The following is a 15,555-nucleotide window of genomic DNA, read 5'->3' on the forward strand; positions in this document are numbered from 1 at the left end:
ACGACCCGGAGTTTGGTAGCAATGCTGACAACAACCCGAAGAAACCGCCGGTGGCGACTGGCGTTCTTACGGTTCGGCACATCCTCCGTTCGGATCGGCCATGCGCTTTAACCGACTGTTCACCGCGGGGATGGCCCTGACCGTGGTCGGGGCCATCAGCCTCACCGCCTGCTCCAGCCAGAAGGAAGCCGCCCGGCAGGCCACCGAGATGTTGGCGGACACCGCCAGGGCCACCGGTCAGGCGGCCCTGGCCCCTGCTGTGCAGCCCGTGCTCGATCTGCTCCAGCGGGGCGAGAGTGAGGTCAAGGCCGGCAGGCTTGGGGGCGCCGTGGCCATGCTGGGTGGCTTCAAGGTGCTCTGGGAGAAGGCCGCGCCCGTGATCCAGCCCCTGGCCGGCGACAAGTGGCCCGCAATCAACACCGCCGCCAACACGGTGCTCAGCACCTTCGACAAGGGGGCCACCCCCGATGCCGCGGCAGCCAGCGCGGCCATCTCGGGCCTGATCGGTCCTCTGAGCGCCCTGATTGGGAAGTAGACCCGCAGCGCTCCACGACAGGAGTCGCCACAACCACCCCACGGGAGCGGTCAGCCGTTGCAGTGAGACGCTGGGGACATCCCGGCGTCTGCTTCACCCTGAACCAGGAAACCCTGCTGTTCGAGCCCGCCCAGCCGGAGGCCGGTGCCCTGCGGGCCGTGCTCGCCTTCCCCAGCACCTATTCGGTGGGCATCACCAGCCTTGGCTATCAGGTGGTGTGGGCCACGCTCGCCCAGCGGGCCGATGTGGATGTGCGCCGGCTGTTCACCGACCAGGGTGATCCGCCCCACGGCGGCAGCCGCGGCCGCGGGCCTGGCCTCGATCTGTTCGGCCTGTCGCTGAGCTGGGAGCTGGATGGGCCGGTGCTGCTGGAGTTGCTGGAACGGCAGCGCATCCCCCTGTGGGCCAGCGAGCGGGGCGACGGCGATCCGATCGTGTTCGGTGGCGGTCCGGTGCTCACCGCCAACCCCGAACCACTGGCACCCTTTTTTGATGTGGTGCTGCTGGGGGATGGCGAGCTGCTGCTGCCCGACTTTCTGGATGCCCTGCAGAAGCACCGCAGCGCGCCGCGGGCCGAGCGGTTGCGGCGGCTGGCCCAGGTGCCGGGGGTGTACGTGCCCGGCCTCTATGCCCCCCGCTACTCCGCCGAGGGTGACCTGCTGGCGGTTGAGCCGATCGAACCGGGCATCCCCGCCACCGTCGCCAAACAGACCTGGCGGGGCAACACCCTCAGCCACTCCACGGTGATCACCCCGGAGGCCGCCTGGCCCTCGATTCACATGGTGGAGGTGGTGCGCAGCTGCCCGGAGCTGTGCCGCTTCTGTCTGGCCAGCTACCTCACGCTCCCGTTTCGCACCCCCAGCCTCGATGACGGCCTGATCCCGGCGGTGGAGAAGGGCCTGGCAGCCACCCAGCGCCTGGGCCTGCTCGGCGCCTCGGTGACCCAGCATCCCCAGTTTTCCGACCTGCTGACCTGGCTGGACCAGGACCGCTTAGAGGGCACGCGCGTCAGCGTTAGCTCGGTGCGGGCCGCCACCGTGACCCCCCAGCTGGGGCGGATCCTGGCCAAACGGGGCAGCAAGTCGCTCACGATCGCGATCGAGAGCGGCAGCGAGCGGATGCGTGAGGTGGTGAACAAGAAGCTCAGTCGCGAGGAGATCTTCGCCGCCGCCCGCTATGCCAAAGAGGGCGGCCTCACTGGCCTCAAGCTCTATGGAATGGTGGGCCTGCCCACGGAGCAAGAGGCCGATGTGGAGGCCACCGCCGCGCTGGTGCTGGAGCTGAAGAAGGCCACCCCGGGGCTACGGCTCTCGCTAGGGGTGAGCAGCTTCGTGCCCAAGGCCCACACCCCCTTCCAGTGGGAGGGGGTGCGGCCCGAGGCCGAGCAGCGCCTCAAGCTGCTGGCCAAGCGCCTCAAGCCCAAGGGCATCGAACTGCGCCCCGAGAGCTACGGCTGGAGCGTGATCCAGGCCCTGATATCCCGCAGCGACCGCCGCCTGGCGCCGGTGATCGCCGCCGCCCGCGGCAGCCACGAGAGCCTGGGGGGCTGGAAGAAGGCGTACCGGGCGGTGCTGGCCGGCGACAACCAGAGCAGCCCCACCGCCCCTGGCTATCCGCTGCCGCTTCCGCCAGCCTGGGAGCAGGTGATCCACCAGTGCTGGGGCGCCGAGGTGGTGCTTCCCTGGGACCATCTGGAGGGGCCCCTCCCGAAACGCACCCTGGACAAGCACCGGTCGGAAGCTCTGGGCTCCAGCCCAGCTCAGTAGCAGCGCAACCCCGCCAGCAGGATCCAGCCGGCGATGTTGATGCGGCTGTCATACATCGGGATGTCGGTGGCATGCAGGGCCACCAGTACCAGGGCCGCAGCCCACCAGGCCCGCTCAAACACCGCCGCCCTGGCGATCCCGCGCCGGGCCGCGCGGATCAGCAGCCACAGCACCAGGCCCACCACGATCGCGGCCACCGGCAGGCCGTGGCTCACCGCCAGGTCGATCACCACGTTGTGGGGGTGGCCGTGCCACTGGCCGGTGCGCAGGGGGTAGATCACGCTGAAGGCGGCTGCGCCCCAGCCCAGCCAGGGGCGCTCGGCGATCAGGCCCAGGGCCACCCCCCACTGGCTGAGGCGGGTACTGGCCAGGTTGCGCTCGCCGGCGAACTTCATGTCGTTGAGGCGGGCCCAGATCGCCTCGGGCACCAGGGCGCGGGCGGGGGCCTGCAGCAGCGCCGGCACCCCAGGCAGGCTGGCCAGGGCCAAGGTCACCAGCACCAGCGCCAGCAAGGGCAACAGCCAGGGCCAGCTGATGGGTCCGGCCACGATCGGGGCCGCCAGCACCAGGGCCCCCCAGGCGTTGCGGGAATCGGTGAGATACAGGGCCGCCACCTGGGCCACCGCCAGTCCGAGCGCGAGCAGCAGCAGGGCCAGGCCCCCGGGGTGATCGGCCGGCGCGGCAGTGCCCGATCGGCGCTGGCGCCAGCGCCGGGCCCGCTCCAGCAGGGCCGCCAACACCAGGGGCCAGCTCAGGGCCAGCCAGGCCGCCGTGATGTTGGCGTAGTCGAACAGGCCCGAAAGCCGACCTTCGGGATTGCCGCCGGGCTTGATCCACCACACGATCAGCCCCCCCAGGATCTGCCAGGGCCCGCTCCACCCCCACCACAGCTGGCCCAGTCCTGTGACGATCACCGGCACGGTGCCGGCCACCAGGGCCATGGCCACCCGCCGCCGCGCCGCCGGGGTGACCAGATAGGGCTGGAAGCCCCAGAAGGCCCAGAAGAAGGGCAGCCAGTTGCCCAGACCCACCCAGGCCAGGAGGCCACTGCTGGCCCCCAGGCAACCGAGCAGCATCAGGGCGGCGGCGATGGCCAGCGCCCCATTGGCGCGATCGCGCCACCAGGGCTGCCGCTGGCGACTGCCCAGCACCAGGGCCACAAACAGCAGTACCCCGGCGACCAGGGCACTGGAGGCCAGGAAGAAGGCCCCGAGCTGGAAGCAGCGCCAAGCCAGGGGGTTGGCCGGCTCGGGCCGCGCGCTGTCAAGGAGCGTGCGCAGCCGCGCCGGCAGGGCCTGGAGCTCCGGTGCGATCGAAGGCTCCGGTGGGGCCGCGCTCATTCGAACACCGCCGTACGGCCCCGGTACACGATCACCTGGCGCTTGATGTGCAGGCGCACGGCGCGGGCCAGGGCCAGCCGCTCGGTGTCACGACCCTTGCGGATCAGATCCTCCACCTCATCACGATGGCTCACAGCCAGGGTGGACTGGGCGATGATCGGCCCCCCATCCAGTTCCTCGGTCACGTAATGGCCGGTGGCGCCGATCAGCTTCACGCCCCGCTCCCAGGCCCGGTGGTAGGGCTGGGCCCCCTTGAAGGCCGGCAGGAAGGAGTGGTGAATGTTGATCACCTGGTGGAAGGCATCCGGGGGATCGAAGGCCGTCAGGAAGCCGGGGGTGAGCACCTGCATGTACTTGGCCAGGATCACCAGCTCGATGCCGTGCTCGGCCAGCAGCTCCAGGTGGCGGGCCTCGGCCTCCTGGCGGTTGGCGGCGTTGATCGGCACGTGCTCGAAGCGGGCGCCGAACTCCTCGGCGATGGGGCCCAGGTCGGGGTGGTTGGAGATCACCAGCGGCACCTGCATCGGCAGCTCACCGGTGCGGGTGCGCCAGAGCAGATCGAGCAGGCAGTGGTCCTGCTTGCTCACGAAGATGGCCACCGCTGGGCGCACATCGGAGAAATGCAGCTGGTAGCTGCCGTCAAGCCGCTCGGCCAGGGCCCCCGCCGCGGGATCGATCGCCTCGCGGGGCAGCCCGAAGCCCTCCAGCTGCCACTCGATGCGGCTGAGGAACAGCCCAGCGCCCTGGTCGCTGTGGTGGTCGGCGTGGACGATGTTGCCGCCGTTGGCCGCCACCCAGCCGGCGAGCTCCCGCACCAGCCCGGGCTGATCCGGACAGATCATCTGGAGGATGGCGGTGGGGCCCGTCATGGCCGCTGGCAGGGGGAGTGCTGGCATTGTGCCCGTCCAGGCCGGCTTCGGTTGCAGTGCGCGACCGCCAGGCCTGCAGGGCAGTCGTCGCCGGTAAAGTCGCCGGATTCGCACCGCCCGCCATGGCCGTCCAGCGCGTGTCCGCGTTCCTCCAGACCCTCCGCTCCTCGCTGCGCAGCCTGGCCCTGCTGGCGATGGCCCTGGTGCTGAGCGTGGGCCTGGTGGCCTGCAGCGGCGCCGAGGCCAAGCCTCCCACCATCAGCCCCGCCGATCTGGCGATCATCAGCCGCCAGGCCGAGGGCTTCCTGGCCGCCAAGGAGCGTCTGCCCGAGCTGGCCACCCTTGTGAACGAGCGCGACTGGACCTTCACCCGCAACCTGATCCACGGTCCGATGCAGGAAGTGGGGCGCGAGATGCTCTACATCAACCAGCGCCTGCTGCCCAGTGACCGGGCCGAGGCCAACCAGCGCGCCGACAAGCTCAAGGCCGCCCTCGCAGACCTGGATGAAGCCGCCCGCCAGCAGGACGGCGAGAAGCTGCGCAAGGCCTACATCCGCGTGGCGAGCGGCTTCGGCTCCTACGCCGAGGTGATCCCCGCCGCCGTCCTCAGCTGAGCCGGTCGCCTCTGGACTTGTCGTCCCCGGAGCAGGCTCCGCTGATCCAGCCCCAACCCCGGGCCCAGCATCCCCAGCCGGTCGTGGTGATCGGTTCGGGGGTGGTGGGCCTTTCAACCGCCTGGCTGCTGCAGAGCCAGGGCCATCGGGTGATGTTGGTGGATCCGGCCGTGGCCCGGCCCCAGCCACCGGAGGCCGGGAGCAGCGCGGCCCTGGGCCTGTTGATGGCCCGTATCTACCGGCGCTCCAGCGGCCGTGGCTGGCGGCTGCGCCAGCGCTCGCTGGAGCTCTGGCGCAGCTGGAGGCAGCAGCTCGAGGCGGCTGGCCAGCGGCTGCCCTGGCGGCCGGGCCTGTTGCAGTTGGCCCCCGATGCCGCAGCCTTTGCGGCCCAGACCCGCCTGGCGGCGGAGCGGGCCCGCCGGGGCCTCACCCTGCAGCCCCTTCCCGCCGAGGCCCTGGCCGCCCTGGCCCCCAGCCTGCCCTCCGGTGCCGTAGGCGGCCTGTTCTCGCCCGAGGACGGCCAGCTGGATCCCCTCCCCGCCATGGCCGCCCTGCGCGCCGACGCGCTGGAGCGGGGCCTGGAGCTGGTGGCGGACGCCGCTACCGCGATCGAGCGCCAGGCGGGTGCGGAGCGCTGGCGCATCGCCCTGGCCGGAGGCGGCTGGCTGGAGGCACCCTGGCTGGTGATGAGTGCCGGCCTGGCCTGCCCGGAACTTCTCGATCCCCTGGGCCACCGCCACCCCCAGGTGCCCGTGCTGGGACAGGCCCTGGAGCTGCAGCTGCCAGCCGGGACTCCCGACCCTTGCCAGTGGCCCGGCTCGATCAGCTGGGGGGGTGTGAACCTGGTGCCCCGCCCCGGCGGCCGCCTGTGGCTGGGGGCCACCCTGGAACCGCCGGCGGGCGAGCCATTCGCAGCCCAGGCCAGTGCGGCGGAACTGGCCAACCTGAGGGATCTGGGTGGCACTGCCCCCGACTGGCTGCGCCAGGCCACGGTGCTGCGCCACTGGCAGGGCCTGCGGGCCCGACCCCAGGGGGCACCGGCGCCGCTGCTGGAGCAGCTGGAACCCGGCTTGCTGCTGGCCTCGGGCCACTACCGCAATGGCGTGCTGCTGGCCCCGGCCACGGCGGAGTGGGTGGCGGAGCGGATCGCGGCGGGCAGCAGCCTGAGTGGGATTTCAGGCTCGCCGTAACCTGCGGGGGCGACGCCGGCACGGCCTTGCACAGCGCCGCCTGACCCAGCCTCTTCCCCCGATGGTTCTCAATTGCCAGCGCTCCAGCAGTCCGCGCCGCGTTCCCCTGGGGGCCACCCTGGGCCTGCTGGGCAGCCTCGCCCTCACGGCCTGTGGCAACGGCAGTCCGGGTGGGGCGCCCAGCGGTGGAGCCACGCTCCAGGGGGCCGGGGCCACCTTCCCCGCCTCGATCTACCAGCGCTGGTTCGCTGAACTGGCAGCCAAGGGAGAGGCCCGGGTGAACTACCAGTCGGTCGGCTCGGGCGCCGGCGTTCGCCAGTTCAGCGCCGGCACGGTGGACTTCGCCGCCAGCGACAAGCCCCTTGATGCGGAGGAGGCCGCCGTCGTGAAGCGCGGCGTGGTGCAGATCCCGCTCACCGCCGGCGCCATCGCCGTGGCCTACAACCACCCGGGCTGCAGCCTCAAGCTCACCCAGGCCCAGCTGGTGGGCATCTTCGAGGGCAAGATCACCAACTACAGGGAGCTGGGCTGCGCCGATCAGGCCATCAAGGTGGTATTTCGCTCCGATGGTTCCGGCACCACCTACAACTTCACCAACTCCCTCTCAGCCTTCAGCTCCAGCTGGAAGTCGGGCCCCGGCGCCGCCAAATCCGTGCAGTGGCCCACGGGCATCGGCGCCAAGGGCAACGAGGGAGTGGCCGCCAGCCTGCAGCAGGTGAAGGGCGGCCTCGGCTACGTGGAGGCGGCCTTCGTGCGCCCGCCCCTGCAGGCGGCGGCGATCCAGAACGCCGCCGGCAGCTTCAGCAAGCCCGACACCTCCGAGGCCGCCAAGGCTCTTGCCAGCATCGCCCTGGGCCCCGACCTCACTGGCAGCGATCCCAACCCCAAGGCGGGCTACCCGATCGTGACCTTCACCTGGGTGCTGCTCTACAAGGGCGGCAACGGCGCCAAACTGCCGGCCCTGCAGAAGACCTTCGGCTACGCCCTCTCCGATGCCGCCCAGGCCGGCGCCCCCGCCCTCGGCTATGTGAGCCTGCCGGCGCCGGTGCTGGAGAAGGCCCGCGCCGCGTTGGCCACGGTCGCCCCGTAGGGCCCGGCCCCGCCGCCACACCACCGGCGCATGAAAAAGCCCCCCGGATGGGGGGCTTTGTGCTGATCGGGCCTGTGGGGATCAGGCCCGATCAGCTCATTTGGACTCGGTGAATTCGGCGTCGATCACGTCGTCGCCGCCGGCACTGGCACCGGCACCATCCCCACCCGGGGCGGCGGCACCCTCGGCGCCAGCCTGTTGGTACACGGCGGCACCGGCGGCATAGAGGGCCTGCTGGAGCTGCTCCAGCGTGCCCTTCATGGTGTCGTAGTCCTCCTTCTCGATCGCCTCCTTGAGGGTCTTGGCGAAGCCCTCCACCTTGGCCTTGTCCTCGGCACCCACCTTGTCGCCCAGCTCGGAGAGCTGCTTTTCCGACTGGTAGACGAGGGTTTCGGCCTGGTTCTTGAGGTCGATGCGCTCGCGCTTCTCCTTGTCGGCGCTGGCGTTGGCCTCGGCGTCCTTCACCATCTTCTCCACCTCGTTGTCGCTGAGGGTGGAGGCGCCGGTGATCGAGATGCTCTGTTCCTTGCCGCTGCCCTTGTCCTTGGCGGTCACGCTGAGGATGCCGTTGGCATCGATGTCGAAGGTCACTTCGATCTGGGGCACGCCACGGGGGGCCGGAGGGATGCCATCGAGGCGGAAGGTTCCCAGCGACTTGTTGTCGCTGGCCAGCTCGCGCTCGCCCTGCAGCACGTGGATCTCGACGTTGGTCTGGCCATCCACAGCGGTGGAGTAGGTCTCCGACTTCTTGGTGGGGATCGTGGTGTTGCGGGGAATCATCTTGGTCATCACGCCGCCCAGGGTCTCCACGCCGAGAGACAGCGGGCTGACATCCAGAAGCAGGATGTCCTTCACCTCACCGGCGAGCACACCGCCCTGGATGGCGGCACCCACGGCCACCACCTCGTCGGGGTTCACGGTCTGGTTGGGGTCCTTGCCGGTGACGCGCTTGACCAGCTCGAGCACGGCGGGGATGCGGGTGGAGCCGCCCACCATCACCACCTCATCCAACTCGGAGGAGGCGAGCTTGGCGTCCTTGAGGGCCTGCTCCACCGGCACGCGGCAGCGATCGATCAGCTTGGAGGCCAGCTCCTCGAACTTGGCGCGGGTGAGGGTGAGATCGAGGTGCTTGGGACCCTCGGGCGTGGCCGTGATGAACGGCAGGTTGATCTCGCTCTGGGTGGCGCTGGAGAGCTCGATCTTGGCCTTCTCGGCGGCTTCGGTGAGCCGCTGCAGGGCCTGCTTGTCCTGACGGAGGTCAATGCCCTCGTTGGACTTGAAGCTGTCGGCCAGATAGTCGACGATCACCTTGTCGAAGTCGTCGCCGCCCAGGTGGGTGTCACCGGAGGTGGAGAGCACCTCGAACACGCCGTCGCCCACCTCCAGCACCGACACGTCGAAGGTGCCGCCACCCAGGTCGAACACCAGGATGCGCTCGTTGCTCTTCTTGTCGAGGCCGTAGGCCAGGGCAGCCGCAGTGGGCTCGTTGATGATGCGCAGCACCTCGAGGCCGGCGATCTTGCCAGCGTCCTTGGTGGCCTGGCGCTGGGAGTCGTTGAAGTAGGCGGGCACGGTGATCACCGCCTGGGTGACGGTTTCACCGAGGTACTTGCCGGCGTCTTCTGCCAGCTTGCGCAGCACCTGGGCGCTCACCTCTTCCGGGGCGAACTGCTTGTTCAGCACCGGGCACTTCACCTTCACATTGGCGCCGGCCTTCTCCACGCCATAGCTCACCTCCTTCGATTCCTCGTTCACCTCGTCGACGCGGCGGCCGATGAAGCGCTTCACCGAATAGAAGGTGTTTTCGGGGTTCATCACCGCCTGGCGCTTGGCGATCTGACCGACGAGCTGGTCCTGGTTCTTGGTGTAGGCAACCACTGAGGGCGTGGTGCGGAAGCCCTCGGCGTTGGCGATCACGGTGGGCTTGCCGCCCTCCATGACCGCGACGCAACTGTTGGTGGTGCCAAGGTCAATTCCGACAACCTTGCCCATGGATAACCGCCTCCCGCAGGGGATTTCAGACTGAAGGCATCCTCAACAGCAGGCCCCTGGTGGGGCTAGGTGTGGTTGCCGAACCGGGGCCGTACGGTGCGGCCCCAACCGCGTCCGGCCCGCGCCGGCGCATGCCCCCCGATGCCGCCTGCCACCCCTCCCGCCGCAGCCCCAGCCGCGGCTCTCGCCATCGATGGACACACTGCCCTGGTGGGGGTGCTGGGGGATCCGGTGCGCCACTCGCTCTCACCGGCCATGCACAACGCGGCCCTGCGGGAGCTGGGGCTCAACTGGGTGTATCTGGCCCTGCCGGCACCGGCGCCGCAGCTGGAGGCCGTCGTGCGGGGCCTGGAGGCGATCGGCTGCCGGGGCCTGAACATCACCATCCCCCACAAGCAGGCGGTGGCGGCCCTGGCGAGTGAGCTGAGCCCCCTGGCCCGGCGGCTTGGGGCCGTGAACACGCTGGTGCCGCGGCCGGGCGGCGGCTGGCTGGGCACCAATACCGATGTGGAGGGCTTCCTGGTGCCGCTGCGCCAGGCCGACCAGAGCTGGCAGGGCAAGAGGGCCCTGGTGCTGGGCAACGGCGGCAGCGCCCGGGCGGTGGTGGCGGGCCTGGTGGAGCTGGGCCTGGGGTCGATCCAGCTGGCGGGACGGCGCGCCGCCAGCCGCGAGGCCTTCCTGACGGATTGCCGGGGCTGGGCGCCTCAGCTGCAGGGCCTGGTCTGGGGCCAACCGGAACCAGGCGCGGGCCCCGGCGTGGGTGCCGGCACCGCGCCCAGCTCCTACCCCAGCGGGCCCCACACCCTGACCGCCGCCCTGGCTGCCGCCGACCTGGTGGTGAACACCACCCCTGTGGGCATGGCGAGCGCCACCGATCCCGCCGCCGCCCAGCGCTCGCCGATCTCACCGGCCGAGCTGGAAGCCCTCCGGCCCGGCGCCACCGTCTACGACCTGATCTACACCCCACGACCAACGGCGCTGCTGGAGGCGGCCGCGGCCCGCGGCTGCCCCACCCACGACGGACTGGAGATGCTGGTGCAGCAGGGGGCCGCTGCCCTGCGGCTGTGGAGCGGCCAGGAGGCCATTCCCGTGGCGGCGATGCGCGCTGCTGCCCTGGTCCAGCTGGAAGGCCGCTGAGCCGGACGACCGCGGAGGAGGACGCTCGCCGAGCGGGCGGGCAGGGCACCGGCCAGCGGCGGGCGCCCTAGCCTCGGCCCAGCAGCGGGCTTGCCCCACCCATGGCCGACATTCCCCCCTGGCAGCGCCTGCTGGCCCTGCTGGCCTACCTGCTGCCCTGGAGCGATGGGCTGCCCTTCGGGCGCTCCCTGTTCGGCCTGTTCCCGGCGCTGCAGTGGCTGAGCCTGCCCGCCCTGCCGGTGGTGATGCTGCAGCAGATGGTGCCCTTCGGCGGCTTCCTGCTGTTCCTGGCCCTCTATCTGGCGGTGGTGCGCAACCAGCGGGTGCCCTACTACGTGCGTTTCAACGTGCTGCAGGCGATCCTGCTGGACATCGTGCTGGTGGTGATCTCCCTGGCCTTCAGCATCCTGCTCAGCCCCCTGGGCGGCGGCTTCGCCGCCCGCACCCTCAGCAACACCGTGTTTCTGGGGGTGCTGGTGCTCGTGGCCTACGCCGTGGTGCAGTGCGTGCGGGGCAAGGAGGCGGACATCCCCAGCGTGTCCGACGCCGTGCGGATGCAGCTCTACTGAGGGGCTCCCCACCGCGGGATAAGGTGGTGGATCCGTCGCTGGTGGGGCAAGCCCCCGGGGCCCGCCGCCAGCCACCGTCCCCTTCGGCGCCCACGTCGGATCGCGCAAGCCATGTCGCAGCCCTACTACGAAACGATGTACATCCTTCGTCCGGACATCCCGGAGGAAGAGGTGGAAACCCATGTGACCAAGTACCGCGACCTCGTGACCGAGGCCGGTGCCGAGGTGCTGGATTGCCAGATGCGCGGCAAGCGCCGCCTGGCTTACCCCATCGCCAAGCACAAGGAAGGCATCTACGTGCAGCTGACCCACAACGGTGACGGTCAGCAGGTGGCCAGCCTGGAGCGCGCCATGCGCCTCAGCGAGGACGTGATCCGCTACCTCACCGTCAAGCAGGACGGCCCCCTGCCCGCTCCCCGCAGCGGCCCCGTGGCCACCGCCACCAGCGACGCCGCGGCCCTGCAGACGGCCGAGGCCTGAAGTCCCACACGCCCCGGCCAGGTCCGTGGCCGCTTCACTGCCAGGCCCCTGCGATGGTTCACGCCGTTGCGGGGGCCTTTTCACTGTGGAAGGGCGCCCGGTGCCGCTGCGCTGGCCCCGGCAGGTTCAGCCCGGCGAGCCGACACGGCGGAATCGCTCTAGGCTGAGTCCCACGCGGTGACGAGCCGCCCGCTCAGGCCCCCTCGGACGGCCGATTACCCAGCATTCCCTGACCAGCCAAGCCCGAAGGCTCTCCACGCCAGGCCCTGCAGACGACCTTGAGCAGCGACAGTCCCACTCCTGGAGAGCCCAGCGGCGGCCCAGCCAACGGCATCCAGCCCAGCGGCAGCCAGGTGGCTGGGGAGTCAGCGTCTGGCCGTGCGGCAGGTGGGCTGGAGCGGCCCGCTCTGGAGGCCGCGCGCCTGGAGCTGGAGGCCAGCCAGCGCCAGCTCACCGAGCTGGAGGGTTTGCTCAGCGACCTGCCGGCGATCTTCGAGCGCAAGTTCGGTGAGCGGATCGAGCCCCTGCTCGAGCGTCAGCGCCTGCTGCTCGATGAGAATCACGCCCTGCACGATCGCCTGAGCCGGCTCCTGCCCCAGGCAGGCGAAACCGGGGGCAGCCCTGGGGCAGCTGTCGAGCCGCCGGAACCCGCCGCGGCGGACCCAGCGTCAGAAACCCCGTCCCAGGCGCCGGAGCCGGAGGGCCCCGGCCAACCCAGCCTGCCGTCGCTGCCCCAGCTGCGGCGCGGCCGGGCCGCCACCAGCCGCCTGATGGGTCAGAACGGCCGGGTGGCCTGAGCGATTAGCCGCGCCGGGCGGCGGCCCAGAGGCGGGTGGGCAGGCCCCACACGTAGATGAAGCCCTCGGCGGCGCGGTGGTCGAACTGATCGCCGGCGTCGTAGGTGGCCATGGTGGGCACATACAGGCTGTTGGTGGCGCTGCTGCGGCCCACCACGGTGGCGTTGCCCTTGTGCAGCCTGATCCGCACGGTGCCATTCACGGTCTGCTGGGTGCGCTCTATGAAGCCGTCGAGGGCCTCCTTGAGCGGGCCATACCAGAGGCCCTGGTACACCAGATCCGCCCACTGCTGCTCCAGCTGGCGCTTGGTGCGCAGCACATCCGCCGCCAGGGTGAGGCTCTCAAGCTCCTGGTGGGCCTTGATCAGCAGCAGCAGACCAGGCGTTTCATAGATCTCGCGGCTCTTGATGCCCACCACCCGGTTCTCGATCATGTCGAGCCGGCCGAAGCCGTGGCTGCCGGCCAGGGCATTGGCCTGGCGGATCAGGCTCACCGGATCGAGGCGCACGCCGTCGATGCTCACGGGGTTGCCGTTCTCGAAGCCGATCTCCACCACCTGGGCCTGATCGGGAGCGGCCTCCACACTCACGGTGAGGGCGTAGATCTCCTCGGGGGGCTCCACGTTGGGATCCTCCAGGGGGCCCGCCTCGATCGAACGGCCCAGCAGGTTGAGGTCGATCGAATAGGGCGACTTCTTGCTGACCGGCGAGGGGATGCCGCAGCGCTCGCCGTAGGCGATCGTCTCCTCGCGGCTCATGCCCCACTCCCGCGCCGGGGTGAGCACCTTCAGATCGGGGGCCAGGGCGCCGATGGCCACATCGAAGCGCACCTGGTCGTTGCCCTTGCCGGTGCAGCCATGGGCCACCGCATCGGCGCCCACCTCGCGGGCGATCTCCACCAGCCGGCGGGCGATCAGGGGCCGGGCCAGGGCGGTGGAGAGGGGATAGCGGCCTTCGTAGAGGGCGTTGGCGCGGATCGCCGGGAACGCGAATTCGGTGATGAAGGGCTCGATCAGGTCGCCCACGATCGACTGGCTGGCGCCGGAATCGAGCGCCTTCTGGCGGATCGGTTCGAGCTCATCGCCTTGGCCCAGGTCAGCGGCGAAGGTGATCACCTCCTCCACGCCCCACTCCTGCTTGAGGTAGGGGATGCAGACGCTGGTGTCCACGCCGCCGGAATACGCCAGCACCGCTTTCTTGGCCCGACCCATCAATGCTCTCCGTGTGCTCAGTCGGACGATTCTCCCCTGCCGGGGTCGCCCAGGGGCGCGCCGGCTCCGGGCGGCGGAGGCGCCAGCAGGCCCCGCAGTAGCGCCAGGCCCATCAGGGCCGGAGGCACCAGCACCAGCACCAAGGCCAGCTCGGGGTTCACTGCCAGTCCATTGGGCCAAAGCACCCCGGCCCAGCGGAGCAGGGCACTCAGCCCCAGGGCCAACCCCCAGACCCAGGCCAGTTGCACGAGTTTGGTGGTGAACGGAGGCGTCAAAGGAAAGTTGCCACAGGTCCGTTACAATGGTCGATTGGCGGAGATTCCAAATCCATGGGCAGCCCCAGCACGAGCCTCAGCCAGAGCCTGAGTCAGTTGGACGGGATCAACCCGTCGCTGACCCGCTACGGCCGCAACGAGCCCGCGCCGGTGCTGCCGCTGCGCGAAGAGCCCGATCTGCTCAGCTGGCTGGAGACCAGCGGCCGCCTGGTGGCGGACGAGGAGACCGCCAGCCCGGATGTGAGCACCGTGGAGGAGGAGGAGCTCTCGGCGCTGATGGGCGAGAAGGAGGACTACAACGCCGCTGACGAGCAGACTGAAGAAGACTGGGAAGACTGAGGTCCCGCTGGCCCAACACGGCTTGCCCCAGCACGGCTTGCCCCAATTCGGCGGGCCGCCCCATTGGCTGGCCGCCTGACCGGTTGACCTAGGGTCCGGCGCGGTACGGGCAGCGCGCTCGCCCGCCTCGCGCTGCGGCTGCGTGTCCCGCTCGCCATTCGCCCGCCGCCCCCAAGTCACCCCTTGGCCTCCCCGTCCTCGCCCTCCGGGGCCTCCAGCCGCCCCGCCGGGCCGATCACCCGGCTGCTGGCCTCCCTGCCCGGCAACAGTCGCCCGCTGGCCCTGCTGCTGGGCCTTGTGCTGCTGGGGCTGGCTCTGGCCGGCGACTGGCTGGCCAGGGCGCCCCAGCTGAGCCTGCCGCTGCTGGTGGCGGCCCTGGTGAGCGCGGGCGTGGGGGCCTGGGGCGTGCCGCGCCTGCGGGCCCTCAAGCTGGGACAGGTGATCCGCCAGGAGGGCCCCCAGGCGCACCTGAGCAAGGCGGGCACACCCACGATGGGCGGCCTGCTGGCGGTGCCGGTGGGGGTGATCGTGGGGGGCCTGGTGGCACCGGACGATCCGCGGCTGCTGGCCGTGGCCGCCCTCACCCTGGCCGCGATGGCCATCGGAGCCATCGACGACTGGCAGAGCCTGACCAAGCGCCACAACACCGGCCTCAGCCCCCGCGGCAAGCTGCTGCTGCAGGCCCTGGTCGCCGCCGCCTTCCTGGGCTGGGCCTGGCACGGCCAGTGGCTCGGCGGTGCCGATCCCGGCGACATCGCCCTGCCCCTGGGCTGGGTGCTGCCTCTGGGGTTGCTGATCTGGCCCCTGGGGCTGTTCGTGGTGCTGGCCGAGAGCAACGCCACCAACCTCACCGACGGCCTCGACGGCCTGGCTGCAGGCTGCGGTGCCATTGTGTTCGGCGGCCTGGGACTGCAGCTGATGCTGCGGGGCAATGAGGGCGACCCCGCCCTGGCGGGGTTCTGCGCGGCCATGGCCGGCACCTGGCTGGGCTTCCTGCTCTGGAACCGTCACCCGGCGCGGATGTTCATGGGCGACACGGGATCCCTGGCCATGGGCGCCGCCCTGGCGGCGGTGAGCCTGCTGAGCAACAGCCTCTGGCCGCTGCTGGTGATGGGCGGCGTGTTCCTGGCCGAATCGCTGTCGGTGATCACGCAGGTGTGGGTGTTCAAGGCCACCAAGGGGCCCGATGGTGTGGGCCGGCGGGTGCTGCGCATGGCGCCGCTGCACCACCACTTCGAGCTGGGGGGAGCCAGCGAGCAGCAGGTTGTGGTGGGCTTCTGGGGTGCGAGCTTGCTACTGGTACTGGTGGGGCTGGCCCTGCTGCCCTGACCCGGAGCGCAAGCCCCTGCCGG

At 70.6% G+C, this 15,555-nt stretch carries 16 protein-coding genes; 11 read left to right on the forward strand and 5 right to left on the reverse strand.

The genetic code is table 11. From position 1 onward, the window contains the following. The first annotated feature begins 100 nt into the window (after nucleotides 1-100). Both CJZ98_RS04875 and CJZ98_RS04880 read left to right on the forward strand, forming a co-directional pair. Complete coding sequence (locus CJZ98_RS04875) at nucleotides 101-535, forward strand: hypothetical protein (protein ID WP_094588937.1); 435 nt, start codon at nucleotides 101-103, stop codon at nucleotides 533-535. 158 nt (nucleotides 536-693) lie between these two features. Next, a complete protein-coding gene (locus CJZ98_RS04880; RefSeq protein ID WP_094589059.1) occupies nucleotides 694-2,301 on the forward strand; it encodes a B12-binding domain-containing radical SAM protein in 1,608 nt (535 codons plus the stop codon). Here CJZ98_RS04880 and CJZ98_RS04885 read toward each other — a convergent pair. Both CJZ98_RS04885 and purU read right to left on the reverse strand, forming a co-directional pair. After that, on the reverse strand, nucleotides 2,295-3,641 hold the full coding sequence (locus CJZ98_RS04885; protein ID WP_094588939.1) for an O-antigen ligase family protein: 1,347 nt from the start codon (nucleotides 3,639-3,641) through the stop codon (nucleotides 2,295-2,297). The genes CJZ98_RS04880 and CJZ98_RS04885 overlap by 7 nt on opposite strands. Further along, entirely contained in the window at nucleotides 3,638-4,510 is an 873-nt protein-coding gene (purU, locus tag CJZ98_RS04890; RefSeq protein WP_094588941.1) for a formyltetrahydrofolate deformylase, read from the reverse strand. Before purU ends, CJZ98_RS04885 begins: the two co-directional genes overlap by 4 nt. Nucleotides 4,511-4,632: 122 nt before the next feature. Here purU and psbQ point away from each other — a divergent pair, with 122 nt between their 5' ends. The 3 genes from psbQ (at nucleotide 4,633) to pstS (ending at nucleotide 7,404) form a co-directional block, all read left to right on the forward strand. Then, complete coding sequence (gene psbQ, locus CJZ98_RS04895; RefSeq protein ID WP_094588943.1) at nucleotides 4,633-5,124, forward strand: photosystem II protein PsbQ; 492 nt, start codon at nucleotides 4,633-4,635, stop codon at nucleotides 5,122-5,124. Nucleotides 5,125-5,141: 17 nt separating this feature from the next. Continuing rightward, nucleotides 5,142-6,314, forward strand: coding sequence for an NAD(P)/FAD-dependent oxidoreductase (locus tag CJZ98_RS04900; protein WP_232756213.1), 1,173 nt, complete (start codon nucleotides 5,142-5,144; stop codon nucleotides 6,312-6,314). 61 nt (nucleotides 6,315-6,375) lie between these two features. Beyond that, the gene (gene pstS, locus CJZ98_RS04905) at nucleotides 6,376-7,404 is read left to right on the forward strand and encodes a phosphate ABC transporter substrate-binding protein PstS (protein WP_094588945.1); all 1,029 of its coding nucleotides are present in this window, start codon (nucleotides 6,376-6,378) and stop codon (nucleotides 7,402-7,404) included. Between the two features lie 96 nt (nucleotides 7,405-7,500). Here pstS and dnaK read toward each other — a convergent pair whose 3' ends face one another. Continuing rightward, on the reverse strand, nucleotides 7,501-9,396 hold the full coding sequence (dnaK, locus tag CJZ98_RS04910; protein WP_094588947.1) for a molecular chaperone DnaK: 1,896 nt from the start codon (nucleotides 9,394-9,396) through the stop codon (nucleotides 7,501-7,503). 141 nt (nucleotides 9,397-9,537) lie between these two features. Between dnaK and CJZ98_RS04915 the strand changes: the two genes are divergently transcribed. The 4 genes from CJZ98_RS04915 (at nucleotide 9,538) to CJZ98_RS04930 (ending at nucleotide 12,379) form a co-directional block, all read left to right on the forward strand. Further along, on the forward strand, nucleotides 9,538-10,533 hold the full coding sequence (locus CJZ98_RS04915; RefSeq protein ID WP_094588949.1) for a shikimate dehydrogenase: 996 nt from the start codon (nucleotides 9,538-9,540) through the stop codon (nucleotides 10,531-10,533). Nucleotides 10,534-10,634: 101 nt separating this feature from the next. Beyond that, complete coding sequence (locus tag CJZ98_RS04920) at nucleotides 10,635-11,102, forward strand: Tic20 family protein (RefSeq protein WP_094588951.1); 468 nt, start codon at nucleotides 10,635-10,637, stop codon at nucleotides 11,100-11,102. Nucleotides 11,103-11,213: 111 nt separating this feature from the next. Then, on the forward strand, nucleotides 11,214-11,582 hold the full coding sequence (rpsF, locus tag CJZ98_RS04925) for a 30S ribosomal protein S6 (RefSeq protein WP_094588953.1): 369 nt from the start codon (nucleotides 11,214-11,216) through the stop codon (nucleotides 11,580-11,582). A gap of 278 nt (nucleotides 11,583-11,860) precedes the next feature. Next, the gene (locus CJZ98_RS04930; protein WP_094588955.1) at nucleotides 11,861-12,379 is read left to right on the forward strand and encodes a hypothetical protein; all 519 of its coding nucleotides are present in this window, start codon (nucleotides 11,861-11,863) and stop codon (nucleotides 12,377-12,379) included. A gap of 4 nt (nucleotides 12,380-12,383) precedes the next feature. On the opposite strand, the gene CJZ98_RS04935 is transcribed toward CJZ98_RS04930, so the two are convergent. Together CJZ98_RS04935 and CJZ98_RS04940 are read right to left on the reverse strand one after the other, a co-directional pair. Then, on the reverse strand, nucleotides 12,384-13,589 hold the full coding sequence (locus tag CJZ98_RS04935; RefSeq protein ID WP_094588957.1) for an argininosuccinate synthase: 1,206 nt from the start codon (nucleotides 13,587-13,589) through the stop codon (nucleotides 12,384-12,386). A 17-nt stretch (nucleotides 13,590-13,606) separates the two neighbouring features. Further along, entirely contained in the window at nucleotides 13,607-13,864 is a 258-nt protein-coding gene (locus CJZ98_RS04940; RefSeq protein WP_094588958.1) for a hypothetical protein, read from the reverse strand. A gap of 54 nt (nucleotides 13,865-13,918) precedes the next feature. On the opposite strand from CJZ98_RS04940, the gene CJZ98_RS04945 reads away from it, so the two are divergent. Next, nucleotides 13,919-14,203, forward strand: coding sequence for a DUF3134 domain-containing protein (locus CJZ98_RS04945; protein WP_094588960.1), 285 nt, complete (start codon nucleotides 13,919-13,921; stop codon nucleotides 14,201-14,203). A gap of 255 nt (nucleotides 14,204-14,458) precedes the next feature. Then, complete coding sequence (mraY, locus tag CJZ98_RS04950; RefSeq protein WP_094589063.1) at nucleotides 14,459-15,532, forward strand: phospho-N-acetylmuramoyl-pentapeptide-transferase; 1,074 nt, start codon at nucleotides 14,459-14,461, stop codon at nucleotides 15,530-15,532. The last annotated feature ends 23 nt before the right edge of the window (nucleotides 15,533-15,555 follow it).

This window comes from Vulcanococcus limneticus LL (assembly GCF_002252705.1).
Classification (GTDB): domain Bacteria; phylum Cyanobacteriota; class Cyanobacteriia; order PCC-6307; family Cyanobiaceae; genus Vulcanococcus; species Vulcanococcus limneticus.